25 protein-coding genes are annotated in these 26,074 nt (G+C 69.0%); 19 read left to right on the top strand and 6 right to left on the bottom strand.

Annotation, left to right across the window (positions count from 1 at the left end):
- From ABTV68_RS16955 to ABTV68_RS16910, 10 genes are all read left to right on the top strand, one after another.
- Window positions 1-456, top strand: coding sequence for a ribose-5-phosphate isomerase (locus ABTV68_RS16955; protein WP_433674865.1), 456 nt, complete (start codon window positions 1-3; stop codon window positions 454-456).
- A gap of 6 nt (window positions 457-462) precedes the next feature.
- Complete coding sequence (locus tag ABTV68_RS16950) at window positions 463-1,203, top strand: triose-phosphate isomerase family protein (RefSeq protein WP_433674864.1); 741 nt, start codon at window positions 463-465, stop codon at window positions 1,201-1,203.
- Window positions 1,204-1,228: 25 nt separating this feature from the next.
- Window positions 1,229-1,951, top strand: a complete 723-nt coding sequence (locus ABTV68_RS16945; protein ID WP_433674863.1) for a GntR family transcriptional regulator — start codon at window positions 1,229-1,231, stop codon at window positions 1,949-1,951.
- A 144-nt stretch (window positions 1,952-2,095) separates the two neighbouring features.
- Entirely contained in the window at window positions 2,096-3,043 is a 948-nt protein-coding gene (locus ABTV68_RS16940) for a sugar phosphate isomerase/epimerase family protein (protein WP_433674862.1), read from the top strand.
- 25 nt (window positions 3,044-3,068) lie between these two features.
- Complete coding sequence (locus ABTV68_RS16935) at window positions 3,069-4,037, top strand: 3-hydroxyacyl-CoA dehydrogenase family protein (RefSeq protein ID WP_433674861.1); 969 nt, start codon at window positions 3,069-3,071, stop codon at window positions 4,035-4,037.
- 9 nt (window positions 4,038-4,046) lie between these two features.
- Complete coding sequence (locus tag ABTV68_RS16930) at window positions 4,047-4,817, top strand: SDR family NAD(P)-dependent oxidoreductase (protein ID WP_433674860.1); 771 nt, start codon at window positions 4,047-4,049, stop codon at window positions 4,815-4,817.
- A gap of 149 nt (window positions 4,818-4,966) precedes the next feature.
- The gene (locus tag ABTV68_RS16925) at window positions 4,967-6,361 is read left to right on the top strand and encodes an MFS transporter (RefSeq protein WP_433674859.1); all 1,395 of its coding nucleotides are present in this window, start codon (window positions 4,967-4,969) and stop codon (window positions 6,359-6,361) included.
- Between the two features lie 55 nt (window positions 6,362-6,416).
- Window positions 6,417-7,286 (top strand): NAD(P)-dependent oxidoreductase, encoded by an 870-nt coding sequence (locus ABTV68_RS16920; RefSeq protein WP_433674858.1) that lies wholly within the window; start codon window positions 6,417-6,419, stop codon window positions 7,284-7,286.
- Window positions 7,283-8,527 carry a four-carbon acid sugar kinase family protein gene (locus ABTV68_RS16915; protein ID WP_433674857.1) on the top strand — a complete coding sequence of 415 codons (1,245 nt, stop codon included), beginning with the start codon at window positions 7,283-7,285 and terminating at the stop codon, window positions 8,525-8,527. The genes ABTV68_RS16920 and ABTV68_RS16915 overlap by 4 nt, the downstream gene beginning before the upstream one ends.
- A gap of 112 nt (window positions 8,528-8,639) precedes the next feature.
- On the top strand, window positions 8,640-9,218 hold the full coding sequence (locus ABTV68_RS16910; RefSeq protein ID WP_433674856.1) for a hypothetical protein: 579 nt from the start codon (window positions 8,640-8,642) through the stop codon (window positions 9,216-9,218).
- A 50-nt stretch (window positions 9,219-9,268) separates the two neighbouring features.
- On the opposite strand, the gene ABTV68_RS16905 is transcribed toward ABTV68_RS16910, so the two are convergent.
- On the bottom strand, window positions 9,269-11,812 hold the full coding sequence (locus ABTV68_RS16905) for a YhgE/Pip family protein (protein ID WP_433674855.1): 2,544 nt from the start codon (window positions 11,810-11,812) through the stop codon (window positions 9,269-9,271).
- Window positions 11,809-14,538, bottom strand: coding sequence for an efflux RND transporter permease subunit (locus ABTV68_RS16900; RefSeq protein ID WP_433674854.1), 2,730 nt, complete (start codon window positions 14,536-14,538; stop codon window positions 11,809-11,811). The genes ABTV68_RS16905 and ABTV68_RS16900 overlap by 4 nt, the downstream gene beginning before the upstream one ends.
- Window positions 14,539-14,662: 124 nt before the next feature.
- Here ABTV68_RS16900 and ABTV68_RS16895 point away from each other — a divergent pair, with 124 nt between their 5' ends.
- Entirely contained in the window at window positions 14,663-15,337 is a 675-nt protein-coding gene (locus ABTV68_RS16895; protein ID WP_433674853.1) for a TetR/AcrR family transcriptional regulator, read from the top strand.
- Window positions 15,338-15,363: 26 nt separating this feature from the next.
- On the opposite strand, the gene ABTV68_RS16890 is transcribed toward ABTV68_RS16895, so the two are convergent.
- Window positions 15,364-16,338, bottom strand: a complete 975-nt coding sequence (locus ABTV68_RS16890) for an o-succinylbenzoate synthase (protein WP_433677635.1) — start codon at window positions 16,336-16,338, stop codon at window positions 15,364-15,366.
- Between the two features lie 342 nt (window positions 16,339-16,680).
- Between ABTV68_RS16890 and ABTV68_RS16885 the strand changes: the two genes are divergently transcribed.
- The 5 genes from ABTV68_RS16885 (at window position 16,681) to ABTV68_RS16865 (ending at window position 20,510) form a co-directional block, all read left to right on the top strand.
- Window positions 16,681-17,595 carry a 1,4-dihydroxy-2-naphthoyl-CoA synthase gene (locus ABTV68_RS16885; RefSeq protein WP_433674852.1) on the top strand — a complete coding sequence of 305 codons (915 nt, stop codon included), beginning with the start codon at window positions 16,681-16,683 and terminating at the stop codon, window positions 17,593-17,595.
- Entirely contained in the window at window positions 17,595-18,731 is a 1,137-nt protein-coding gene (locus ABTV68_RS16880; RefSeq protein ID WP_433674851.1) for an AMP-binding protein, read from the top strand. The genes ABTV68_RS16885 and ABTV68_RS16880 overlap by 1 nt, the downstream gene beginning before the upstream one ends.
- Before the next feature lie 78 nt (window positions 18,732-18,809).
- Window positions 18,810-18,968 (top strand): hypothetical protein, encoded by a 159-nt coding sequence (locus ABTV68_RS16875; RefSeq protein ID WP_433674850.1) that lies wholly within the window; start codon window positions 18,810-18,812, stop codon window positions 18,966-18,968.
- A gap of 52 nt (window positions 18,969-19,020) precedes the next feature.
- The gene (locus ABTV68_RS16870) at window positions 19,021-19,992 is read left to right on the top strand and encodes a 1,4-dihydroxy-2-naphthoate polyprenyltransferase (RefSeq protein WP_433674849.1); all 972 of its coding nucleotides are present in this window, start codon (window positions 19,021-19,023) and stop codon (window positions 19,990-19,992) included.
- 107 nt (window positions 19,993-20,099) lie between these two features.
- Window positions 20,100-20,510, top strand: a complete 411-nt coding sequence (locus ABTV68_RS16865; protein WP_433674848.1) for an SMI1/KNR4 family protein — start codon at window positions 20,100-20,102, stop codon at window positions 20,508-20,510.
- A 261-nt stretch (window positions 20,511-20,771) separates the two neighbouring features.
- Here ABTV68_RS16865 and ABTV68_RS16860 read toward each other — a convergent pair whose 3' ends face one another.
- Complete coding sequence (locus ABTV68_RS16860; RefSeq protein WP_433674847.1) at window positions 20,772-21,029, bottom strand: DUF4229 domain-containing protein; 258 nt, start codon at window positions 21,027-21,029, stop codon at window positions 20,772-20,774.
- 72 nt (window positions 21,030-21,101) lie between these two features.
- On the opposite strand from ABTV68_RS16860, the gene ABTV68_RS16855 reads away from it, so the two are divergent.
- The 3 genes from ABTV68_RS16855 to ABTV68_RS16845 are packed head-to-tail and all read left to right on the top strand — an operon-like array spanning window position 21,102 to window position 24,152.
- Window positions 21,102-21,530, top strand: a complete 429-nt coding sequence (locus ABTV68_RS16855) for a PLDc N-terminal domain-containing protein (RefSeq protein WP_433674846.1) — start codon at window positions 21,102-21,104, stop codon at window positions 21,528-21,530.
- A 1-nt stretch (window position 21,531) separates the two neighbouring features.
- Window positions 21,532-23,244, top strand: coding sequence for a 2-succinyl-5-enolpyruvyl-6-hydroxy-3-cyclohexene-1-carboxylic-acid synthase (gene menD, locus ABTV68_RS16850; protein WP_433674845.1), 1,713 nt, complete (start codon window positions 21,532-21,534; stop codon window positions 23,242-23,244).
- 44 nt (window positions 23,245-23,288) lie between these two features.
- Complete coding sequence (locus tag ABTV68_RS16845) at window positions 23,289-24,152, top strand: PPK2 family polyphosphate kinase (protein ID WP_433674844.1); 864 nt, start codon at window positions 23,289-23,291, stop codon at window positions 24,150-24,152.
- On the opposite strand, the gene ABTV68_RS16840 is transcribed toward ABTV68_RS16845, so the two are convergent.
- A complete protein-coding gene (locus ABTV68_RS16840; protein ID WP_433674843.1) occupies window positions 24,153-25,388 on the bottom strand; it encodes an MFS transporter in 1,236 nt (411 codons plus the stop codon).
- Window position 25,389: 1 nt separating this feature from the next.
- Window positions 25,390-25,959, bottom strand: coding sequence for a helix-turn-helix domain-containing protein (locus ABTV68_RS16835; RefSeq protein WP_433674842.1), 570 nt, complete (start codon window positions 25,957-25,959; stop codon window positions 25,390-25,392).
- Window positions 25,960-26,074 lie beyond the last annotated feature (115 nt).

The following is a 26,074-nucleotide window of genomic DNA, read 5'->3' as shown; positions in this document are numbered from 1 at the left end:
ATGGCACTTCGACTCGTCATCGGATCCGACGACGCCGGCTTCGACTACAAGGAGCGGATCAAGGCCGATCTGCTGAACAACCCGCTGGTGTCGGAGGTGGTGGACGTGGGCGTGGACGCCGATGGCCACACCAACTACCCGACGATCGCGACGACTGCGGCCGAGCGTGTCGCGGCGGGAGACGCGGATCGGGCGATCCTGCTCTGCGGCACCGGCCTGGGCGTCGCCATCGCGGCGAACAAGGTGGCCGGCATCCGGGCCGTCACCGCTCATGACTCGTTCTCGGTCGAGCGCTCGGTGCTCTCCAACGACGCCCAGGTGCTGTGCATGGGGCAGCGGGTGATCGGCATCGAGCTCGCCCGCCGGCTGGCCGCGGAGTGGCTCACCTACACCTTCGACCCGCAGAGCGCGTCCGCCGACAAAGTGCGGGAGATCTGCGCCTACGAAGAGCGCTGAATCGCGATGCTCATCGGCGCGAGCCTGAAGATGTACTTCTCCCACGCGCGGACCGTCGCGTGGGTGTCGGAGGTCGCCGCGCTTGTCGCGGCGCATCCGGCGCGAAGCGCCGTGACGGCATTCGTGATCCCGCAGTACCCCTCTATTCCTGCTGCTCTCGAACGTGCGGGGGACCTGCTCGTGGGGGCGCAGGACGTCGCCGCGGAGGACTCCGGTGCGTTCACGGGTGAGGTATCCGCCGCGGTGCTCGCGGAGCTCGGGTGCCGGTTTGTGGAGGTGGGGCACGCGGAGCGGCGCCGGATGTTCGGAGACACCGACGCTGTCGTCGCGGCGAAGACCCACGCCGCGATTCGCAACGGGCTGGTGCCCATCGTGTGCGTCGGGGAATCGGAGCGGGTCGACGCCGCGAGCGCAGCTAGCGCCTGCATCGAGCAGATCCGTTTCGCCCTCGGCGCAGCTGATGAGGCGGGGGTAGCGGGAGAAGTCGTCATCGCCTACGAACCGCTCTGGGCGATCGGTGCGCCGGCCCCAGCCGGCGACGATCACATTCGCGGCGTGTGCACCCGACTGCGCGCGCACCTCAGCGCGGGAGAGCGTCCCGCGCGCGTCATCTACGGCGGCAGTGCCGGACCCGGGCTCCTCACCCGTATCTCCGACAGCGTGGACGGACTGTTCCTCGGCCGATTCGCGCACGAACCGGGCGCAGTTCGTGACATCCTCGATGAAGTGGGTGCGCTGACGGCGTGATCGCGCCCGGCTCTGGGAGGTACGGATGGTGTCAGCAGGCGACGGTGGTCTGCGCGGACTGGACTCGACGATCGAACGTCGAGGGCTGCGTGACCACGTGTACGACCGCATCCTGCGGCTCCTGCTGAGCGGGGAGGCCGCCCCCGGTGCACGCCTGTCCATCGACACGATCGCCCGCCAGCTCGACGTCTCGCCCACCCCGGTGCGCGAGGCGATGGTGCAGCTGGAGCGCACCGGCCTGGTGACCCGCGAAGCGCTGAAGGGCTACCGCGTTGCTCCGCCCCTGGGCGTTGCCCAGCTGCGTGAGCTGTTCGATGCGCGCATCATGCTGGAATCCCGCGCGGCTCGCCTCGCCACTCCGGCGAGTCCGGCGATGCTCGACGAGCTGCGGGCGGCGGAAGAGACGCACCGCCGGATCGGAGAGCGGGTCATCACGGCGCTGCGCGCCGGAGATACCGATGTGGAACTCACGGCCTCCTACTTCGCCGCCGACGCGGCCTTCCACCGCGTCGTGTTCGATCACTGCGGCAACCGCTACCTCAGCGACATGTCCGAGTCGCTCGGCGCGCAGCTGCACCGCATGCGCCAGTCCGTGCTGCACGGCGTGACCGATGTGCGCGAAGCGATCGCCGAGCACGAGGCCATCGCCGATGCCTTCGCCGGCGATGACCCCGATGCACCCGAACGCCTCATGCAGCACCACATCGAACAGGTGCGGGCGCGCTCCCTCGACCTCGAGCAGGTCTGATTCGTCGTTGACGGCATGCGCACGGTCTCGCCCGAGGCCGTGCGCTTTTCTCGTGCGTGAAAGTCACGGGTTGACGCGTGACCTATTTCCTATAGGATCTACGAAGAGCCGATAACGGTTCGCCATCACGTCAACGGAGTCGTCATGACCGCAACGTCGCACCCCCTCACCAGTCAGAACTGGCCCATCGCTGTCTGCATGCACGGATTCGCTCCGGTCGCCGCCGACGGCACGCGCCTGCACGATGCGTCAGCCGAGACCTGGGACGGGGTCTTCCGTCAGATCGAGCGCCTGGGCTTCACCGCGGTCGAGATCGCCGACAGCCACATCCGCCCTTCGGAGCTGGACCCGGCGCGCCGGGCCGAGCTGAAGCAGATCGCCACCTCCCACGGCGTCGAGCTGATCTCGGTCCACGTGCAGCGTCAGAGCGTCATCGAGCCGGGCAAGGGAGAGCAGAACCTCGCCTACGCGCACCGGGCGATCGATGCCGCAGCCGAACTCGGAATGAGTGTCTTCTCCACCGGTCTGCACCAGCCGTTCAGCGAAGCTCAGCGTCGCGCCCTGTGGTTCTGGACGGCGCAGGGTCCCGTCGACCCCGACGACGCGGAAACACGAGCGCTGGCCGTGCGCCGCCTCCGCGAGCTGGGCGAGCACGCCGCATCCGTGGGCCTGCCGATGGCACTGGAGATGTACGAGGACACTTATCTCGGCACCGCCGACAGCGCCGTGCGACTGATCGAGGAGATCGGTCTGGACAACGTGGGCCTCAACCCCGACATCGGAAACCTCGTGCGTCTGCACCGTCCCATCGAGGACTGGCGGGAGATGCACGAGAAGACCCTGCCGTACGCCAACTACTGGCATGTGAAGAACTACATCCGCGATGAGTCCGCAGACGGCAGCTGGCAGACCGCGGTGCCGACCAGCATGGAGCTCGGGCTCATCAACTACCGCGCGATGGTGGCGCGGGCCCTCGAGCTCGGCTTCCGCGGCCCGTTTCTCATGGAGCAGTACGGCGGGGACAGCCTCGGCGTCTGCGCCACCAACCGCGACTACCTGCGAACGCTTCTGCCCGACTCGGCAGACGCCTGATCCGTTGATCCACAAGGAGAATGACATGACCGAAGAGCGTCCCGTCTACGCGGTGATCGGCAGCGGCTACATGGGTGGTGGCATCGCTCAGATGCTCGCCCTCTCGGGCGCCGATGTGCGCATCGCCGACGTCGACATCGAGATCGCGCGCACCAACCGTGACCGTCTCATCGCCGAGGCGGAACAGTTCACCGCCGACGGCCTGTTTCCGGAGAACGCCGCCGCGGTCATCGCGGAGCGCGTCGTCGCGGCCACCATCGAGGACGCCGTCTCCGGCGCCACCTTCATCGAGGAGGCCGTGCCGGAGAAGATCGAGATCAAGCACGCGACGCTGCGTCGGATCTCAGAGGCCGCGGCACCCGATGCGATCATCGGCAGCAACACGTCCACCATCCTCATCGGCCGCCTGGCCGAAGCGGTGAGCAACCCGGAGCGCTTCCTCGGCGTGCACTTCTCCAACCCGGCTCCCTTCATCCCGGGTGTGGAGCTCATCCCGCACGCGGGAACCGACGAGGCCGTTCTTCCGACGGTGGAGGCGATCGTCGCCGCCACGGGCAAGGAGACCGCGCGCGTGAAGGACGCGACCGGCTTCGTGCTCAACCGCCTGCAGTACGCGCTGTTCCACGAGGCCACCCAGCTGGTCGAGGAGGGCGTCGCCACGCCGGAGGACATCGACACGATCGTGCGCACCACCTTCGGCTTCCGGCTGCCGTTCTTCGGTCCGTTCGCGATCGCTGACATGGCCGGACTCGACGTGTACGCGTTCTGCTACGCGTCGCTGCAGACCGAGTTCCCCGAGCGCTTCGCGACCCCGCCGATCCTAGACGCCCTGGTCTCGGCCGGAAAGCTCGGCACCAAGTCGGGTGCCGGCTTCCTCGACGTCCCCGCCGATCGCACGCCCGAGCTCGTGGCGTACCGCAACAAGGCCTACGTCGCGATGAAGAAGCTCATCGACGAGCTCGGCCCCGCACCCATCCACTCCGCGCAGAACTGAGGCAGCACCATGGCCACTCCTTTTCCCGCTGAGCGCACCGTCATCCTGACGGGTGCCGCGAGCCCCCGCGGCATCGGCCGCGCCACCGCGTTCTACCTCGCCGAGCGCGGATGGAACGTCGGCATCATCGACGTCGACGGCGAGGCAGCCGCACGGACCGCCGCCGAGGTCGCAGAAACGCATGGCGTTCGTGCCGCAGGCGTCGGCGCCAACGTCGCCGACCGCGAGCAGGCCGTCGCCGCCGTCGACGCGCTGGAGGCCGACCTGCCACAGACCGTGGCGCTGGTGAACTTCGCGGGCGTCTCCTCGCCGATCTCGTATCTGGAGGTCACTCCCGAAGAGTGGCACCGCGTGCAGTCCATCAACCTGGAGGGTGTGCACTGGGTCACCCAGCGCGTCGCTCGCACCCTCGTTGAGAACGGTGTCGGTCGACTCGTGGGCATCTCCTCGGTGTCGGCGCAGCGCGGTGGCGGCACGTTCTCGAAGACGCCGTACTCGGCGTCGAAGGCGGGCGTCATCGGCCTCATGCGCTCCATCGCGCGTGAGCTGGGCCCGCTCGGCGTGACGGCCAATGTGATCTCGCCCGGCCCGATCGACACCGACATCATGGGCGGAACCCTCACCGACGAGCGCAAGGCCGCGATGGCTGCAGATGGTGTGCTGCCGCGGATCGGCACCCCCACCGACATCGCCGCCGCGGTCGCCTATCTCATTAGCGAGGACGCCGGATTCGTGACGGGCCAGACCCTGAACGTCGACGGTGGCCTCTACATGCACTGAGGCGTTCGCGCATGCTTCGGTCCTGGTCCAAAAGCCGCATCGCCTTCCTGGTGGTCGGGGTGATCTGCGTGGCCATCGGTCTCGTCATGATCATCCCGGCACTGGGCGGCTGATTCGCACCTTCACGACAACCACTCAAAGGAGAGTTCGTGTCTCATTCAGATTTCGGCCCCGCCACGCGGGCCAACGTCACGGTCGCGCAGGACCTGTTGTCCAGCCCGCACCTGAACAGCGGTATCCGCAAGGCGACCTTCCGCCTCATGCCGATGCTGATCATCCTGTACTTCGTCGCGTTCCTCGACCGCACGAACGTCGGATTCGCCGAGGCCGCCATGGAAGTGGACCGCGGCATCTCGGCCGGTGCCTATGCGCTCGGCGCGGGGATCTTCTTCATCGGCTATGCGATCTTCGAGATCCCCTCGAACCTGCTGCTGGACAAGTTCGGCGCGCGGTTCTGGCTCGCTCGCATCGCCATCACCTGGGGAATCGTCGCCGCAGCGTTCGCCTTCGTGAACGGCGAGACGATGTTCGTCATCCTGCGTTTTCTGCTGGGCGTGACCGAGGCGGGCCTGTTCCCGGGCGTGATCATGTTCCTCGCGCAGTGGTTCCCCAACAAGCGCCGCGTGCAGATGTTCGCGCTGTTCTACCTCGCGCAGCCGTTCTCGCAGATGCTGGGGGCTCCGCTCTCGGGCGGCCTCATCAGCTTCGGCGACCAGGTCACGCCGTGGGCCGGCTGGCAGGTGATGTTCTTCGTCGAGGGCATGATGGCCGTCGCCGCGGGAATCGCGGCGTTCTTCTTCCTCGTCGACTCACCGCAGAAGGCCAAGTTCCTCAACGACGACGAGAAGGCCGCCCTCAAGGAGGTCATGGCGCACGAGGATTCCGTCAAGGAGTCCGACGGCCCGCGTGGCATCGGCGCCGCCCTCATCAGCTGGAAGGTCTGGTACTTCACGGCGATCTACTTCTGCCTGCAAATCGCGGTGTACGGCACGACGTTCTACCTGCCGCAGCAGGTGTCGAGCCTCATCGGCCAGTCGGTGGGGTGGCAGGTGGGCCTCGTCTCCGCCATCCCGTGGGCTGTGGGGCTGTTCGCCTGCTACTACGTGGGCAAGCACGCCACCACGGTCAAGCGTCGTCGCACCTGGGGAGCGCTGTTCTTCCTCATCACAGGTCTCGCGATCCTCGTGTCGGCCTGGGCGGGCGCCAACGGGCAGGGGCTGCTGGGCATCGCGGCCATCACGATCGCCGTCGCCGCATTCCTGTCGACCGGACCTATCACGTGGTCGTTCCCGACGTCGTTCCTCACGGGTGCCGCCGCGGCAGCCGGTATCGGGCTCATCAACTCGCTCGGCAACCTCGGCGGCTTCGTGGCCCCGATCATGCGCACCGGGATCAACGACGCTGTTCCCACGGACAGCGGCGCCTGGGGCGTGGTGTCGCTGGGGGTGTTCGCCTTCGTCGCCGCCGCGATGATGTGGGCCACGCGGTTCTTCAGCGCGAAAGCCGACGCCCTGCTCGTCACGGATCGGGCTCCGGGACACTGACACACGGGCGCGCACCGCAGGGTGCGCGCCCGTACTCTTTCGACAGGAGGAACGCATGTCATCGACGATCGTCTTCATCGGCCTCGGGGCCATCGGGCTGCCCATGGCGGAGAGCATCGCCCGCGCGGGCCTGCCGGTGCTGGGTGTGGAATCGTCATCCGAGGGGCGCGAGCGTGCTGCGACGGCGGGCATCTCGTCCGTGGAGTCTCTCGCGGATGCCGGTCCGCTCAGCACCGTGGTGGTCATGGTGGCCACGGCCGAGCAGCTCAGCACGGTGGTCGAGACCGCGCTGGCCGCCAACTCCGTCGCGGGATCCCGATGGATCGTGATGTCCACCGTGGGATCGGATGCCGTGCACCGAGAGGCGGCGCGTCTCGGTGCAGCCGGCGCGCACGTGATCGATGCGCCAGTGAGCGGCGGCGTCGCTCGTGCGGCGACCGGTGACCTCGCGCTGTTCGTGTCCGGAGCCGACGACGACATCGCCGCCGTGCGTCCGGTGCTGGAGGCGATGGGGTCGCCGCGAGTCGTCGGCGAATCCGTCGGTGACGGACAGTCCGTCAAGGTCGTCAACCAGCATCTCTGCGCCGTGCACGTCGTGGCCGCCGCCGAAGCCCTGGCGCTCACGGAGGCCCTCGGCCTGGACCCCGCATTCGTGTTGGACGTGGTAGGACAGGGTGCCGCGCAGTCCTTCATGCTGGGCGATCGCGGCCCGCGGATGCTGCAGGGGGAGGACGCACCGGTTCGCAGTCAGATCGGCATCTTCGTGAAGGACACCGGGCTGGTGGCCGAAGCCGCCATCGCCGCGGGTATCTCCCTGCCGGTGCTGGAGGCTGCCCGAGGTCGCTTCCTGCGCGCCGATGCCGCAGGGCTGCGCACGCGCGACGACTCCAGCGTGATCGAGACCTACCGTACGGTGGGTGCATGATGAAGACCGTCGTGTTGGATGATGACCCCACCGGCACGCAGTCCGCGTCGGGCGTGACCGTCCTCCTAGAGTTCGATGCCGACCTCATCCGAGATGCGCTGTCGCGGGCGGACAGCGTCTACGTGCAGACCAACTCACGCGCCATCGACGAAGCCGCTGCGGTGAGTCTCGTCTCGGACGTCCGCGATGCCGCGCGCCAGGCGGCGGCGGAGCTCGGCGAGGACGTGCAGTTCGTGCTTCGCGGTGACTCGACCCTGCGCGGACACGTGTTCGCCGAAACCGAGCAGTTCCTCGACGAGGACTCGGTCATCGTGTTCTGCCCCGCGTTTCCCGCGGGCGGCCGTACGACGCTCGACGGCGTTCACCGCGTGCGCATCGGGGATCGGGATCTACCGGCCCACGAGACCGAGTACGCCGAGGACCCGGTGTTCCCGTTCTCCTCCGGCGTTCTCGTCGACTACGTTGCGGAGAAGTCCGGTCGTGTGGCCGTGCCGGTGGACCTGGCGACGGTTCGCTTGGGAGGGGCGGCGCCGGTGATCACGGCAGCGCCCGCGGGGTCTGTGGTGCTGCCGGACGCGCTCGACGATGATGACATCCGTCGGATCGCCGAGGCGATCACTACCGCGCGCGCAGCGGGGCGCTCGGTCGTCGTCCGCAGCGCGGCACCCTTGGCGGCGGCTCTGGCCGGCGTGGAGAGTGACGGTCTGCTGCCCCGACCCCTGGTGCCCGCACCTGTGCCGACGCTCCTGGCGTGCGGCTCCCACACGGCCGGTGCCACCGCACAGCTCGATGCGGTTGCACGCACGTACCGTGCGCCGGTGGTCATCCCGACCGATGACGCCTTCGTCGATCCGGTCGCGGCGGGCCTGGCGGCTGCCGGCCGGGCGCGGGCACAACTTGCCGACACCGGGCTTGCCATCGTCTCGACGGAGCGGCATCGTCGCCCCGAGCACAACACGCTGCGCCACGGCGAGCTCGTGATGCAGGCGCTCACCGTGGCCGTCCGCGACCTGGTGCCGGACGTTGAGGCCGTGGTGGCGAAGGGCGGCATCACCTCGGCCGAGCTCGCGCGCACCGGTGTCGGAGCATCGCGCGCCGCGGTGCGCGGCCAGGTGATTCCCGGCGTCTCGGTCTGGGATCTCGTCTCCGCCGAGGGCGATCCGCGGCTGTATGTGGTGGTGCCGGGCAACGTGGGCGACGCCGCGGCTCTCACCGACGTGCTGGCGGCGCTCGGCCGCTGAGACCGGATCGCTTCCCGTATGGGGCGTGCGGAAAGCCTGTCGAGCGCGAACCCTCCGTCTGCGAGCGGACATTACCGTGCAGGGGATGTCTGTTGCTCAGTGAGGAGATGTCATGATGCTGAACCGGTCGAACCTGGGAATGGCGCTGCTGCTGACGGCGGCGGCCGCGTTCGTGGCCAGCGGCCCGCGCAGCGCACCGTGGACAGTGGTGGTCTCTTCACTCGCGCTGGTCGCCGTCGTTGCGTGGTCTGCACTGCGGGCGCGGAACCAGCCCTCCCTCATCCTGCCGATCGCTGTCGCCTATTGCGTGGCGGCCATCGCCCGGGTTGTGCTGCACCTCGTGCTCGCGGTGTCGTCACCAACGGCGGAGATTCCCCTGACGCTCGCGCCGGTCGAAACCGTCGCCGCCCTGGCGTCGTACGCGGCGTTTGCGGCGCTGATCCTCCTCTGGGCTCGTGCGCCGGAATTCTCCGGCACGATGAGACGACTTCTCGCTCTGGCCTTCACCTGCTGGGTGGTGGGATGGGTGGTGCTGGCGATCACGCCGTTTCCGCTGCTCGGGCGGGCGGGCTGGACCGCGGCCTCATCCGTCGCCGGGGTGCTCGTCGCGTTCTCGCTGGTCCTCCTCGCCGCTGTCAGCCTCACCCGGACCGCAGACGTCCGGGTGGTCCGGGAATCGACCGTGGCGTGAGACGACGAAGCGGCCCGGCAGCTCGTGCCGGGCCGCTTCGTGTGTCAGCGTCAGGCGCCGGCTTGCAGCGCCCGCACCGAGGTGATGCGGCGGCGGGCGATCGAGGCGGTGGTCACCAGGATCGACAGCACGGTCCAGATCACCAGGGCCGTGAGCGCGGCGCCGAAGCCGCCGGCCGGGGTGACCAGCGCGAGCAGACCCTGATACGCGGGGGCCGTCGGCAGGACTCCCGCGATCGCGTCGAGGAAGCCCGGAGTGGTGGACACGACTCCCGTGGCGAAGAACAGCACGCCGACGATCGCGGAGATCCAACGGCCGGCTCCGCCGAACAGGGCGACGAGCGCCTGGTTCACGGCGGCGAACGCAATGCCCGCCAGGGCCGCGACGCCCGCGAACGCGAACCACTCGCCCACGTCGTACTTCGCGACGAACTGCACCACACCGGCGATCAGCACGCCCTGCACGGCACCGATCAGCGCACCCGGGATGAGCGCGCGGAGGGTCAGCACGACCGACGGGCGACGCTCCGCGAGGGTGCGGGCGGTGCGCGCCTGCATCGCGATGTAGGACGCGAGACCGCCGAACCAGAGAGCGAACACGGCGAGCAGCGGGATAGCGGAGTCACCGAACATGTTCGTGCCGCTGCCCTCGGTGACCACCGGATTCGCGACGACGGTGGCCAGGTCGGTGCGCTGCTGGTCGGTGTAGTTCGGGATCTGCTTTACGGCCTCCTGCAGCCCGTCCGCGAGGCCGGCGCTGCCGTCCGCGAGCTGGGTGCTGCCGTCGGCGAGAGTGGTCGTGCCCTCGGCGAGCGTCGTGGCGCCCTCCGCGGTCTGGCCCACGCCATCGCTCAGCGCGGAGGCACCGGAGGCGAGCTGGTCGGCGCCGTCCGCGAGCGCGCTCGTGCCGGAGGCGAGCGAGCCCGCACCGATCTGCGTCTGGCCGAGGCCGAGTGAGAGGCCCGAGGCCCCGTCGGCGAGCTGCTGGATGCCGGAAGCCAGCTGGGACGAGCCCGACGCGAGCGAGGACGCTCCGGTCGCGGTGGCATCCACACCGTCGGCCACCGAGGCGGCGCCCGAGGCGAGGGTCGCGGCACCCGTGGCGAGCGTCGTGCCGCCCTCACCGAGCGGCGCGGCCTGGTCGATCAGAGTGTCGATGCCCGAGGCGAGTGCGCTGGCACCCTGAGCGAGGTTCGGGGTGCCGTCCGGGCCGGGCGTGGTGTCGATCGCGTCACCGAGCGCGACGAGCTGGTCCGCGATCGTCCCCGGAAGAGCCTGCGCCGTGCCCTGGGCATAGGCCGAGGCCGTGCCGGCTTGCGTAGCGGCGGTGGTTGCGTCTCCTTCGGCGAGCGCGCCGAGAGACTGAGCCTGCTGCGCGAGGGCGATGCAGGAGGCATCGGCCTGTCCGTGGGCTGCCGCGCAGGACTGTGCGGCAGCTCCGAGAGCCTGCGCGGCTTCACCGATCTGCGTTGCGACGGACGCGGTGGTGGCAGCCGCATCGCTCGCGTTCGTGAGCAGTTCGTCGGGAAGCAGTGAGGACGAGCGCATGGTCTCGGCATTGGTGCGGATCTCGTCGGCCAGCGTTTCGACGCCGTCCCGAAGCTGTCCAGCCCCGGCCGAAATCTGCGGAAGTGCGCCGAGCACGGCCGACACTCCGTCCGTGTAGGTCTGCACCCCTCCCGACAGGTCGGAGGCGCCCGTGGCGATGCCGCGGGCACCCGGAGCCAGGACGCTGAGACCTTCGGTCAGCTGCCCGGCGCCCTGCGCCAGACCCTGCGCGCCCGTCGCCGATGCCGCGGCACCGTCGGCGAGCTGTGCCGCGCCGCCGCCGAGCTGGCCGATACCGGACGCCAGCTGACCCGCGCCGTCCGCAAGCTGATGCGTGCCGTCGGCAGCGGTCGCCGCGCCCGACGACAGCTGCTCCGCACCGGTGCCCAGCTGACCGACGCCGTCCGCGAGCGCGGTGGCGCCGTCGGCGAGCTGTCGGGTGCCGTCGGCGCTCTGCTTCGTGCCGTCGGCGAGCTGGGTGGCACCGTCTGCGGCGGTGCCCAGCTGCTCGTTGAGGGTCGTGAAACCGAGGAGCACGTTCTCGAGGTAGTTCTTCGAGAGCATGTCGCCCATGGTGCCGGAGGCGATCGTGGCGATCTGGTTGGTGATCGTGGCGTCGAACACCTTCGCATCCGGCGACGTGGTCACCTCGATCTTCGCCTGCTCCGGGTTGTCGCCCGCGGTGGACGTGGCGGCGGCGGAGAAGTTCTCCGGAATCGTGATGGCCGCGTCGTACGTTCCGTCCGCGAGACCGGATTTCGCGTCATCGGCGTTGGAGATCACCCAGTCGATATTGCTGTCGACCTCGTCGGAGCCCTCCACGAGCCCCGCGGTGAGCTGACGGCCCAGCGGAACGGTCTGCCCGTTGAGCGTGACGGGGGAGTCCTCGTTCACGATGGCGGCGCGGATGTTGTCGAGCCGCTCCGTGGGGTTCCACAGCGCGGCGACCAGCACACCGCCGATCAGCACGGGAAGCAGGATCACCCCGATCACGGTCAGCCAGGTGACCCGGCGCCGGGTGCCGGCTCGTTCGATGGGAAGGGTCATGCGATCACCTCACGGGTGGAGCGGACGGATGCGAGTTCGACGACGACCGGACGCGACCGGTCGGCCCGCAGCAGCACGTCGGAGACAGCGGCGGGATACTGGCCGCCGGAAGCCACGACGGTGAGCGAGTGGCCGGCGCGTGCGGCACGGAGTCCGGCGTCGCGGATGGTGGCGGCGGCCTGCTCGCGTGCGGCGGCGGACAGCGTGTCCAGTCCGTCGATCACGACGAGGCGCGTACCACCCGAGAACGCCGAGCGCAGCGCGCGCAGCGGATCGGCGGCATCGGTCAGCAACGCCACACCCACGTTGGAGCGCACCCACGACGCGCGGGCGGGAAGCAGACGCCCCAGCACCTTCACGATGCCGTGCGTGGGTGCCAGCCGGCCCGCGATCGTGAGCAGCACGGCACGGTCGCCGCTGCCGCTCACCAGCAGGGTGTCGTCGGCCTCCACCTGGAAGCTGACCCCGGCGTAGAGCTCCGCGTCCTCGTCACGGACAGCGAGGTCTTGTGCCGCGATGACCGCGGTGGATTCGGGGGACGGCCACTGCTCGAGCTCCTTCTCGCGCACCACCGCTTCGCCCTCGATATCGAAGTGGGGCAGCAGCCGGTCGAGCCAGCGCGGGAACCACCATGCCTTGTCGCCGAGGAGCGCCATGATGGCGGGGGTCAGCGTCATGCGGATGAGGAAGGCGTCCACCGCGATGCCCACAGCCAAGCCCAGAGCGATCGGTTTGATGGACGAATCTCCCTCGGGCACGAACGCGACGAACACGGCGAACATGATCAGCGCGGCGGCGGTGACCACGCGAGCGGAGGCGGAGAAGCCGCTGCGCACCGATGCGATCGCGATGGCACGATCGGCGCGCCGGAACCTGGTGGCGTGCACGAAGTCCTCGCGCATGCGGGACACCAGGAACACCTCGTAGTCCATCGCGAGACCGAAGAGCACGCCCATGAGGACGATCGGCATGAAGGAGATCACTGGACCGACCTTCGCCACGTGCAGGGCATCGGCCAGCCAGCCCCACTCGAACACCGCGCTCACCACACCGAAGGCGGCGAGCACGCTGAGCAGATATCCGACGGTGGCCTTCAGCGGCACCCAGATGGAGCGGAACACGATCATCAGCAGGATGAACGACAGACCCACCACGAACACGCCGAAGGGGAGAAGTGCCGCACCCAGCTTGTCGGAGATGTCGATGGCGACGGCCGTGAAGCCGGTGACCGACACGTCGATGCCGTAGGTGTCCTTCCACTCGTCATGGTGGGAGCGCAGCTCGCGCACGAGGTCGGCGGTGACGGGGTCGTCGGGAGCGGTGGTCGGGATGACCTGCACGATGCCGGTGTCGGCGGTCATGTTCGGCGTCGCGAGCGGAACCGCCTTCACACCGGGGAGATCACGGATCTCGTCGGCGAGGTCGTTCATCAGTCCGACCGGGTCGGTGGAGGTGACGATGGTGCCGGTGACGATGAGGGGACCGTTGAAGCCGGGGCCGAACTTCTCGGCGACGAGGTCGTAGCTCTGACGGGCCTCGGAGGAGTGCGGGAGGACACCGGCGTTCGGCAGTGCGAGGGCGAGGCTTCCGGACGGGATCGCCACGACGCCGAGTCCCACCACCACGGCCACGGTGGTGATGACAGGGTGGCGAGTGACCAGGCGCACCCAGCGGGCGGAGAACGTGTGGCTGCGCGGGCGCGCCTTGCGCGGCGGACGGCCGGCGACCTTGCCCTTCACGAAACCGAGCAGGGCGGGAGTCAGTGTGATCGCGAGGCACACGCCGATGAGCACCGCACCGGAAGCGGCGATTCCCATCGTGGTGAGGAACGGGACGCCCGCGAAACCGAGGCCGATGAGGGCGATGAGCACGGTGATACCGGCGAACACCACGGCAGAACCCGCGGTTCCGGTGGCCTGCGCGGCGGACTCTTCGGGGTCGGCCCCGGCTCTCACCTGATCCTGATGTCGGGACACGATGAACAGCGAATAGTCGATGCCCACCGCAAGCCCCAGCATCAGCGCCAGCAGCGGTGTGGTGGAGGAGATCGAGGTGAAAAGGGTGGCGATGAAGATGGCCGCCATCGAGATGCCGACGCCGAGGATCGCGGTGATCAGCGGAAGCCCGGCCACCACGAAGGAACGGAACGTGACGATCAACACGAGCAGGGCGATCAGCAGACCGACGCCTTCGGTGATGGAGATGGCGGGAATGGAGACGGCGAACAGATCGCCGCCGAGCAGCACGTCCGACCCGTCCGGCAGTTCGGTGCGCAGGTCGTCGGTGATGCTGGTGAGGTCGTCTTTCGTCTGCTGCGGGACGTCGGTGGCCTGCCCATCGAACTGCAGCTGCACGATCGCCGCCGAGTCGTCGTCCGCGATGAGCCCGTCCACCGTCTCGCCGAACGGATCGGTGACGGCCAGGACACCGTCGAGTTTCTCGAGCTCGGCGATGGTCGCCTCGATCTGCGGCTTGTAGGTCTCGATCGACCCGCTGGGAACCGCGGCGATGAACTGTGCGTTGGTGCCACTCACCTGCGGGAAGGTGCGGGAGAGCTGCTCGAGTCCTGCCTGCGACTCCGTGCCGGGGATCGAGAACGAGTTGTCGGTTCCCTTGTTCAGCATTGCGCCGCCGCCGGCGATGCCCAGCACGAGCAGCCAGGCGACCAGGACCCGCCAGGGGTGACGGTACGACCAGCGGCCGAGGGAGTAGAGCAGGGTCGACACGCGAGAGCCTCCAGCATTCAGGTTCGATACAGTCGTGTATCGGATACAGTTCTGTATCGTAACCCCAATCCGCCACCTGTTTCTGAACGGGGGATGTGAGACTGGGTGTTCGAGAAGGAGATGCATGCGCGACGAGGTCGACGGCCCCAACAACGATGTGACGGGCGAGACGAAGACCGGACGCAGCCGCGGAAACACGCGTGCGCGTCTGTTCGACGCTGCCGCCGAGGTGTTCGGTGAGATCGGCGTCGATGCCGCGTCCGTCGAGATGATCACGGAGCGCGCCGGCTTCACGCGCGGCGCGTTCTACTCGAACTTCGAATCCAAGGACGACCTGTTCTTCGCCCTGGTGTCCACGGTCTCCGACCGCAAGCTGCTCGCCGTCAGCGAGCGCGTGCGCTCGCTGGAGGCCGAGGGCCTGCGTGAAATGTCCGTGGAAGAGCTGCTCGCTCGGATCCTGGACGTGATCGTCGATGAACCGGTGGCCGTCCGTCTGATGAACGAGTTCCGCACGCGCGCGATGCGTGACGAGCGCGCCGCGGAGGCGTATCTCGCCTGGCAGCACGGGATGGAAGAGCGGGTCGAGGGCATCGTCGCCGATATCGCACGGGGGACCGGACTTCAGCTGTCGATGCAGCCGGCCGAACTCGCGCAGATCGTGATGTTCATCTGGGAGGGCACCAGCGTGCAGGCGGTGATCGAGCGGCGTGATCAGGAGGATCTCGCCGATCAGGTGTGCCGGCGCACGGTGGCGATCATCGCGGCGCTGGTGGCGTCACAGACGACGGGCCGCGGCTGACTCGGTCCCCGTGAGGCGGGACTGGCTCAGCCTTCCAGCACGCGGTAGCAGCGGGTGACGCGCTCGCGCCACCACAGCGTTCGCTCGGCATCCGCTGCCAGCCGTGCCAGTGCGTCGGCGTCCGGAACGATGCGTCCGGCGGGAAGGACGCCGTCACGCGGGCGGGCGTCGGCCACGTCGTCGCGAAGCAGGGAGGCGGTGCCCAGACCGCAGTCGAAGTCCAGGTTCGGCAGCGCCGCGGCGAGGGCCGCACCCATGCTGATGCCGATCGCCGAGTCGAGCGCGCTGGACACGACGGCGGGAAGCCCGGCCTTCGCGACCACATCGAGTGCCCGCCGAATCCCGCCGAGCGGCTGGGCCTTGATGACGAGTACGTCCGCGGCCTTCGCTCGCGCCACAGCGATGGGATCGTCCGCCTTGCGCACGCTCTCGTCGGCGGCGATCAAGATGCCCGCGTACTTCACGCGACGGCGGACATCGGCCAGCTCGGCAACGGTGGCGCACGGCTGCTCCACGTACTCCAGGTCAAATTCGGCGAGCGCATGGATCGCGCGCTCCGCCTCGTCCACGTTCCAACCGGCGTTCGCGTCCACGCGGATCCGACCCTCCGGCCCCATCTCGGCGCGGACCGCGCGCACGCGCTCGATGTCATCCGCGAGCGACTGACCTCGTTCCGCCACCTTCACTTTCGCGGTGCGACACCCGTCGAATCGCGCAAGAACATCTGCGACCTCCGTGGCGGGCACGGCGGGCACGGTGGCGTTCACGGCCACGAGGTCCCGGCGCGCCGGGGGAGCTACATGCCAGCCGAAATCCAGCGCCCCTGCCAGCCACGCCGACGCCTCGACGTCGTCATACTCCAGGAACGGCGAGAACTCGGTCCAGCCGGCGGGGCCCTCGAACAGCGCCACCTCCCGCAGGTCCACTCCCCGGAATCGCACCGCCATCGGCAGGGCGACCACGCGCATCGTCTCGAGGACCTCAGCCAGCGGCGGCAGCATCATGCCCCCCATTCTGCCCCCGGCGTCGCACACCGCAACGCCGGTGACGGCGGGGTGCCGAGGTGCGGGTGCGGCGGCGCGCACCGTTGCCCCACCGCCGGTCTCACATTCGGCTGTGTTGGGGCTGTTCTTCTGCTGATACTGAGACCAGTCCGCTGGTTGGTCTCAGGTTCAGCGGTGTTGGGGCTTCTGAGCTGCGGAACCCGAGACCAATCCGACCGGGGGTCTCACATTCGACACCGGCGGCGCTGGAGTGCTGCCGGTGTCGAGCCCAGTGGTGTCGGCAGCCGGGATGGGGTGACCGGACGCGCGGCACGGGAGGGCGCGCAATAGGCTGGAAGTATGAGCGCGCTGCCGAATGTCTCGGACATCTTCGACCCGGAGGCGTGGGTGCTCGCGCCCGGTGCCGCGGACTACACCGACATCACCGCGCACACCTCCGTTGACGGTCGTATCGCCCGCATCGCGTTCGATCGCCCACAGGTGCGCAACGCCTTCCGACCCCACACCGTGGACGAGCTGTACCGGGCGCTCGACATCGCACGCCAGGATCCGCGCATCGGCGTGGTGCTGCTCACCGGCAACGGGCCCTCGGCCAAGGATGGCGGCTGGGCGTTCTGCTCCGGCGGCGACCAGCGCATCCGCGGCCGTGACGGCTACAAGTACTCCGACGACGAGACCGCCGTGCACGACCCAGCCCGAGCCGGACGCCTGCACATCCTCGAGGTGCAGCGCCTGATCCGCTTCATGCCCAAGGTGGTCATCGCGGTGATCCCCGGATGGGCAGCCGGCGGCGGTCACTCACTGCACATCGTCTGCGATCTCTCGATCGCCTCACGCGACCACGGCCGCTTCAAGCAGACCGACGCCGACGTGGGCTCGTTCGATGCCGGCTACGGATCGGCGTACATGGCCCGGCAGGTGGGACAGAAGGTCGCACGCGAGGTGTTCTTCCTCGCCGAGGAGTACTCCGCGCAGCGCGCCTACGAGATGGGTGCCGTGAACCGCGTCGTCGAGCATGCCGACCTGGAGCGTGAGGCCATCGCGATGGCGCGCACCATCCTCGGCAAGTCGCCTACGGCGATCCGCATGCTGAAGTTCGCCTTCAACGCCGTCGATGACGGCATGGTCGGCCAGCAGGTGTTCGCCGGTGAGGCCACGCGGCTCGCTTACGGCACCGACGAGGCCGTGGAAGGGCGCGACAGCTTCCTGGAGAAGCGCGATCCGGACTGGTCGGCCTTCCCGTACCACTACTGATGTCCGCGCTCTTTCTGGACTCCGCCACTCCGGCCGCCGAGGTCGTCACCGCGGTGCGCTGCGCGATGAACGGGACTGGTCCCGTCCTGGCGCTCGGGGCCCCGGTGTCGGGCGACGCCGTGCTCCCCGCCGGCACTATCGCCGTCGTCACGACCTCGGGTTCCAGTGGCATTCCCAAGAGCGTGATCCTGTCGCGGTCGGCGCTGACGGCCTCCGCGATGGCCACTGCCGAACGCCTCGGCGCGGGCGAGTGGATGCTGACGCTCGCACCGACGTACGTCGCCGGCCTGCAGGTGATCGTCCGGTCACTCGTTCAGGGCTACGACCCCGTGATCCTCGACGGACACTTCACTCCCGATGCGTTCGTCGACACGGCGGGGCGGATGCACGCGCAGTCCGCCGGGGCACCGGTGCCGCGCTTCGTGTCGCTCGTCCCGGCACAGCTGCAGACGCTGCTCGACGCCGCGGACGACCCGGCCGTGGCAGGCACGGGGCGCTCGTTTCGGGCCATGCTCGTCGGCGGTCAGGCCGTTGCGCCCGCGCTCCTGGAGCGTGCCCGCGAGGAGAGCTGGCGGATCGTCCGCACGTACGGGTCGACCGAAACGAGCGGCGGGTGCGTGTACGACGGTCGTGCGCTGGACCGGGTGAGTCTGCGTATCGTGGACGGTGAACTCCAGGTAGCGGGTCCGACGCTGGCCGACGGCTACCTCGGGGAGCCGGACCGCACTGACGCCGTGTTCCTCACCGACCCTGATGGCGTGCGCTGGTACCGCACGGGGGACGCCGGTGCCCTGACCGACGACGGAGTGCTCAACATCACCGGACGACTGGACAACGTGATCATCTCGGGTGGGGTGAACGTGTCGCTGGATCGGGTGGAGCGCGTGGTGCGCGGGGTGCCCGGATTCGCAGACGCGGTCGTCGTCGGGGCCCATCATGAGCGATGGGGGCAGGTACCCGTCGTGGTGACTGCTCGCGCCGAGAACGCCGACTCGCTCGCTCGCGTGCGTGATGCGGCGGAGGCTGAGGTCGGCGTCGCGGGGCGTCCGGACCGGATCGTCGTGGTCGCGGAGATTCCCCTCCTCGCCTCCGGCAAGCCGGACCGGCAGGCCCTCGTCCACCTCGTCACGCAGTGACATCCCCCGCGCGGGGGAGGGCGAAGATCCGCGCCGCAGGGGAGGCGAGCGCTGCCCCGCGCGGACGATAGTGGAGTCATGGAGAACATCGCACCGCTCATTGTCATCGCCAGCTCCGTCTTCGCCGCCGGGATGGCGACTTTCGCCGGTGTCATGGCTAAGAAGCAGAACGTCGCCTATCGCGCTCGCCGGGATGCCCGCCGTGCGGCCCGTGCCGAGCGCGCCGCTCAGGGCTGATCCATAGCGCTCGCATCGATGATCTGCGGGGTGCTCGATAAGATCGAGGGTTGTGAGCAGCACCTCGAAGAAGTCCGCAGCATCCCGCGGCCGATCGGGCAACCCGGCCAAGAAGCCGATCGCCCAGGCCACCCCCGCCACGTTTGGCGACTGGGTCGGTGCCGCACGACTGCGGACGCTGCCACTCGCCATCGCCCCCGTCGTGATCGGCTCCGGCGCAGCAAAGCTCGCCGCGTTCGAGTTTCACTGGGTGATCGCCCTCGCGTGTCTGGCCGTGGCCGTCCTATTGCAGATCGGTGTGAACTACGCCAACGACTACAGCGACGGCATCCGCGGGACGGACGACTTCCGCGTCGGACCCGCGCGACTGACCGGCGCGGGCAAGGCGAAGCCGCGCACGGTGCTGATCGTCTCGCTCACCTTCTTCGCGCTCGCGGCCCTCGCCGGCCTCGCGATCGTGATCCGTACCCAGCAGTGGTGGCTGCTCGCCGTGGGAGCGGTGTGCATCGTCGCCGCCTGGTTCTACACCGGCGGCAAGCGCCCCTACGGCTATGCGGGCCTCGGAGAGCTCTTCGTCTTCGTGTTCTTTGGGCTGGTCGCGACTCTCGGCACCACCTGGGTGCAGGCGCTCCTACTGCCTCAGGAAGCCTGGTTCGGTGCCGTCGCGGCGGGCTTCCTCGCCTGCGCGGTGCTGCTTGCCAACAACCTGCGAGACATCGACCAGGATCGCCTTGCCGGCAAGCGCACCTTGACCGTCCGCATCGGCAAGCGTGCCACCCAGGTCTTGTTCACGGTGCTGATCGTGCTGGCGCTTCTCATCGCGGCATTCCTCGCGCTGTTCTACCCGATCGCCTGGCTGGCGCTCATGTCGCTGCTCGCATCGGGTCCCGCGATCGTCATCGTGTGGACGTACCGCAAGCCCGGCGAGCTCGTCATCGCGCTCGCGCTGGTGTCGCTCTCGGCCCTCATCTACGCGGGCGCGCTGTTCTGGGCCTTCTGGGGCATCCCCGCAGCTGCAGCCTGATCCCTCCCGCGGACCGGGCGACCGCGGTGCGGCGCGCCCTGTCCGTCTCCGATCTCACGGATCCGACCCACTCCGGCCGCGCGCGATCCGTGCGCTAGGGTGGCGCGATGAGCGACTGGGCTGAGCTGCTGAGCGCCGACGAACTGAGGACGAACCCGCCCGCCTCGGAGGATGTCATCCGCCGCGCCGAAGGGCAACTCGGTCGTCCCCTCCCGGCGGACTTCCGTCAGTTCCTGCTGTCATCTGATGGGTACGGCGGTCCCGTGGGCGATCAGGGCTTCGACGCCTATCTGTGGAGCGCAGACGAGATCGCGTCCGGCGGGTACGAGGGCCCGGAGGAAGCCGGCGTGATCCTCATCGGATCCAACGGCGGTCCGACTGGCTACGGGTTCCTGCCGACGGAGGCGAACCGATTCGTGTCGATCCCGCTGGCGTCGTCCGATCCGGACGAGATCCGAGTCCTGGGCGATTCGTTCGTTGATTTCCTCCGCGCGATTGCCGACGGCGAAGGCTACTGAGACCGCAACGCAGCTTCTGCCCCGCCGAGACGCGGATCCACTCGGCGACATCTGTTACCAAGGTGCGGCATAACTCACGTCCTCGGGCCGATGCACGCGTGCGCCGGGGCCGCCTCAGCGCCGTCGCGAGTTCATGATTGTGCGCCCAATGCATGAGCCATTCGGCGTATGCCTCATGGTTTCGGCGCATGTTCATGAGTCCGCGCCACTCGCCGGTCCCGGCGCATGAAGCAACGCCCCGGAGCGTCGTTGCGCCGAACGTCAGTCCTCGGTGAGCTGATCCTCGATGTCCTCGTCAGCCACATCCCGCTTGCGGGAACGTGCGCCCATGTTCGCGGTGGCCGCGCTGAGCGGACGTCGCAGGAACAGGATCGACAGGCTCACACCGATCAGCGCCGCGAAGATGGCGGACAGCCAGTACCACTCGCGCAGGATCGGGAACAGCATCATGATGCCGAACGGCACCAGGAACGCCAGCAGCCGCAGCACCGTGTACGTCAGGAGAGGAGGCAGCTTCACCCCGACAGTCTAGAGGCGAAGGCTGAGCAGGCCCCCAGCCCGCTCACCGCCAGACCTGCCTAGGATGGAGTCGTGGCACGCCTCATTCCCATCGTCGTGGTCGCTGCGGTCCTGTTCTGGGTCATCAGCGTGGTCGACTGCGCGCTGCAGCCACCGGTCCGTCATCGCGGAGTCTCCAAGCCCGTCTGGATCGTCATCGTTCTGCTGCTGCCTGTCATCGGTGGGGTGCTGTGGTTCTGGATCGGACGCGGTCGCCCTGCTGTCGCTCCGGTCGCCAATCGTGCGCCCGACGACGACCCGAACTTCCTCGGGACCATCGGCGGCATGACCGCGGCCGAGCGTGCTGAGCAGGATGAGCGCATCCGCCGCCTGGAGGAGGAGCTCGCTCGCCTCGACGCCGAAGAGGCGCAGGCGAAGCCGAACGAGACGCCCAACGATCCGGACACTCCCACGCCCGACGGCGACGACGACTCCCGCGGACGCTCTGGCGCCCGCGGCTGACATGCCCGACGAACCCCGCGCAGCGGCCTCGCCCGCCATGGCGGCCATGGCCGCGCTGCTCGATGAACTCGTCGTCGCGGGACTCCAGCACATCGTGCTGTGCCCGGGATCCCGGTCGCAGGCACTGGCTCTGCTGGCGGCGGATCTGGAGCGAAACGGACGCGTGCGCCTGCACGTACGGGTGGACGAGCGCTCGGCGGGATTCCTTGCCCTCGGCATCGGCAGGGAGAGCGGGCGGCCCGCTGCCGTCATCGTGACCAGCGGGACAGCGGTCGGCAACCTGCTGCCGGCCACGATGGAAGCCCACCACGCCGGTGTCCCGCTCCTGCTGCTGACGGCCGATCGTCCCGACGAACTGCGCGGCGTGGGAGCCAATCAGGCGACCATCCAGCCCGGCATCTTCTCCGCCTTCGTTCGCTTCGAAGCCGACGCCGCCGTTCCCGCTGACGCTGGAGTCGCCGACCCCTATCGCGAACTGGCACGGACGGCATGGCAGGCGGCCGTCGGTCCTCCGGCCGGAGCGGTACACCTCAACCTGCCGGTGCGCGAGCCGCTGGCCGGAGCATTCCCGGAGTGGTGGTCGGCTCTCGCCCGTACGGGCGCAGCGGCATCGGACGCGCCCGTGATGTTGAAGGCGGCGGATTCGAGTGCTTCTGGTACGCCCGGCACTGCTGCGGACCCGGATGACGCTGTCGCATCGGGCACCGCTGCTCCGTCGCACTCGTCACCTGCGAGCGCTGTCGTCACCGACGTCTCCGGGGTAGACCCGCTCGGCTGGAACCGTCCCGCCGTGACGGTGCTGGTCGCGGGAGCGGATGCCGGGCCGGAGGCGGCTGCGCTCGCCGAGGATCGTGGGTGGCCGCTGATCGCAGAGATCGTGAGCGGTGCGCGCCTCGGCCTGAACGTCGTGCCCGCGTACCGTGCGGCACTGCGCACCCCGGAACTCGCGGACACGATCCAGCGCGTCGCCGTCCTCGGTCACCCCACGCTGTCGCGGGAGGTCGCCCGGTTGCTGTCGCGCACCGACATCGACATCGTCGCCGTGCCGGCGACGGGCGAGCGGCTGAACCTCAACCGCCGCACCCGCGCCACCACGATCAGCGCGCTCCATGACGCCGCGCGCGGGGACGACGATTGGCGAGCGCGCTGGCTGCGCGATCCCGACGCACCGATGGCGGGCGCTGGAATCACCCGAGCAGACCTGGTGCGCGCCGTGTGGCAGGCCAGTGAGCCGACCGACCGCGTGCTGTTCGGATCGTCCCGACTCGTCCGCGTGGCCGACGAAGTGCTGGAGCCCCGGGCGGTGCGTGTGCATGCGAACCGGGGGCTGGCGGGAATCGACGGCACCATCGCCACGGCCATCGGCATCGACGCCGCGGCGAGAGACGGCGTCACCCGAGTGATCCTGGGCGATCTCACCCTCCTCCACGATGCGGGATCGCTTCTGGTCCCGGCGGACGAACCCGACCCCCGCGTGCAGCTCGTGGTGGGCAACGACGGCGGCGGCACCATCTTCGACACGCTCGAGGTGGCGGGCGTCGCGACACCCGAGGCGTTCCGCCGGGTGCAGTACACGCCGCAAGACGTGGATCTCGCCGGCCTCGCCCATGCCTACGGGTGGGAGCACGTGCGGGTCACCAGGCCGGAGGATCTCGCCGCAGCGTTGGGTCCCGCGGGCATCCGCCGCATCATCGAGGTCCCGCTGGATCGCTGACGCTTGTTCACCGGCATGTCGAAGGCCCATGCCAGAATGTCGCCATGTCGAAGACGCCCCCCGGATCCTGGTCCCGCCCTGCTGCTGACGCCCTGCGTGTTCGAGACGGATTCCGACTGGCCGATCTCGATCCGCGGTCCACACCCGGATACGAGGGCGACAAGGAAACCGGGCGTTTCGAGCTCACCAGCGGTGTCGCCCGGCTGAGCGATCTGCAGGAGCGGCTGTTCGCCTCCAGTCGCACGGGCGATGCTCACGACAGCGTGCTCCTGGTGCTGCAGGCCATGGACTCGGCGGGCAAGGGCGGCATCGTCCGCCACGTCGTCGGGGGTGTCGATCCGCAGGGCGTCTCGCTGGCGTCGTTCAAGAAGCCCACGCCGGAAGAGCTGGAGCACGACTTCCTCTGGCGTATCGAGAAGCGACTTCCCGGGCCCGGCTTCATCGGAGTCTTCGACCGGTCGCACTACGAGGACGTGCTGATCGGTCGGGTGCGCAAGCTCGCATCGGCGGAAGAGATCGAGCGCCGCTACGACGCCATCGTCGACTTCGAGAGCCGGGTGGCAGCCGCCGGGACCCGGATCATCAAGGTCATGTTGCACATCTCATCGGACGAGCAGAAGGTGCGGCTGATGGAGCGCCTCGAGCGTCCCGACAAGCACTGGAAGTACAACCCCGGTGACGTGGACGAGCGCGTCCTGTGGCCCGACTACATGGACGCCTACCAGCAGGTCTTCGATCGCACGTCGACGGACGTCGCGCCGTGGTTCGTCGTTCCCGCCAATCGCAAGTGGTTCGCTCGTCTCGCGGTACAGGAGCTGCTGATCACGATGCTCGCGGATATCGCGCCCGCCTGGCCGAAGGCGGACTACGACGTGGACGCGGAGATGGAGCGGCTCGCGGCGAGCTGATCAACGCAGGGAATCGATCGAGCGCCACTGCCGGCCGGATCCGAGCACCACGATCGTGACGAGGTAGGCGGCACCGCCGACGAGGTAGGCGGCTGCCAGACCCAGCAGGTCGACACCGGCTCCGGCCAGCAGGGTGCCGATCGGCATGCCGGCCGCGACGCCGGTACTCAGCGCGCCGAGGGCACGAGCGCGGATCGTCGGAGGAATCACGCGCAGCAGGGCCGTGTCCAGGATCGGGTTCAGCGGGCCCGCCAGCAGACCTGCCGCTGCGATCCCACCGAGCAGAACGGGCAGGGGCGGCTGCAGCGCGAAGAGGGCGAAGATCCCGGGACCGGTGAGGATGAAGAGGGTGACGATGACGGTCCGCCTCGGCCAGCGCGCCGGGATCAGCGGTGAAAGGGCGGCACCGATGAGCGCACCGCCGGCGAAGAACGCGGTCATTGCGCCGTAGGCGGCGCCATCGGGGGAGTAGGTCGTGGCCGCGATCGGATTGAGCACGGAGAACGCGGCGACGTCCAGCAGATTCGTGATGATCAGCAGCCCCACCATCGCGCGCGCGACGGGTGTGGTCCACACGAACCGGATTCCGGCCGTGATCCCGCGCCACCCCAACCCGGCGTCGTCCGGCGTCGCGTCGGTGTGGTCCAGCGCCATCACCGGAACGAAGAGAGCCGTGACCACCACCGCGACGGCGAAGAGGGCGGCGTTGACCAGAAGCGTGGAGCCCGCGCCGACGACCGCAATGAGGCCACCCGCTGCCGCCGCGCCGAGCATCATGCTCATCCGGGACACCGTTGCGTCCACGGCCGTCGACTTCTCGAGGCTGAGCCCCGCCAGCACGCTGAGTTCCGGCAGCTGGCTCGCTCGCGCCGCCCGCCCGGGTGCATCGAGCAGATTCGAGAGGAACACCAGCGCGAGCAGCAGCCAGAACGGCAGCGCGTCCACGGCAAGCAAGAGCGCAATGGCAGCAATCGTCAGGCCGCTGGCGATGTCGGCGATGATGCTCGCACGGCGGAATCCGAGTCGGTCCACCACGACGCCACCGAGCACGCCGCCGAGCAGGAGGGGCGCCGTCGCGGCCGTCCCCGCGAGCCCTGTGGCCCACGCGGATCCGGTGGTCTGCAACACGATGAGGGGGATCGCGATCGTGGTGATCGCGTTGCCGAGCTGGGAGAGCGCGCCCGCGGCGAAAAGCGCAACGAGCGGACCGCGACGCCGGACAGTGGCGATGGTCATGTCACCGTCTCCCGAATGTGGCGTAGATGAAGCGCACGGGTCGCACCTCCGCCTCGTCTCGACGCTCGAATCCGCGTCGTGACCACCGGGCGGCGAGCTCCTCCACCTCCTGGCGGAACTCACGCGCTTCGGCCGCGGTGAGCCAGGAGACCGTGTCGCCGAGCGTGGCCGCTTCGATCCACTCGGCCGCATCCCCCGCCTCGCGGTCCAGATGATCGAGCAGTTCGGCCTCATACGACTGCACGATCGTGCGCCGGAACGCCCAACTGGCCTCTCGCTGATCGTCATCGGCCTGCCGCTCGGAGGTGTCGTACTGCGTGATATCGGCGGTGGCGCGCCACCAGCGCTCTCGCCCATCGCGCGCCAGCTCAGGGGCCGGTGCGACGAATCCGTGTGCCGCCAGCGTGGTCAGGTGGTAGCTGATCGACCCCGGAGCGGCCGCGAGCGCGGTGGCGAGAGCGCCCACGGTCATGGCTCCCGTGGTGCGCAGCTCACCGATGATCTTCAGGCGGAGAGGGTGTGCCAGAGCTCGCAGCGCGGAGGGATCGTTCACCTGGATCGTGTCGGTCATAGGGCGAGCATAATCTCACAACAGTCATTGCACAACGGTTCTTGTGAATATCTCGATGAAGATTCTCACGGCGGACCGCGCCGGCATCGTCGTGGCAGGGGAGAAGCTCACCTTC

This window comes from Microbacterium gorillae (assembly GCF_050990725.1).
Taxonomy (GTDB): Bacteria; Actinomycetota; Actinomycetes; order Actinomycetales; family Microbacteriaceae; genus Microbacterium; species Microbacterium gorillae_A.
The sequence above is the reverse complement of the archived record's forward strand: the minus strand, read 5'-3'. Positions and strand labels throughout refer to the sequence as shown.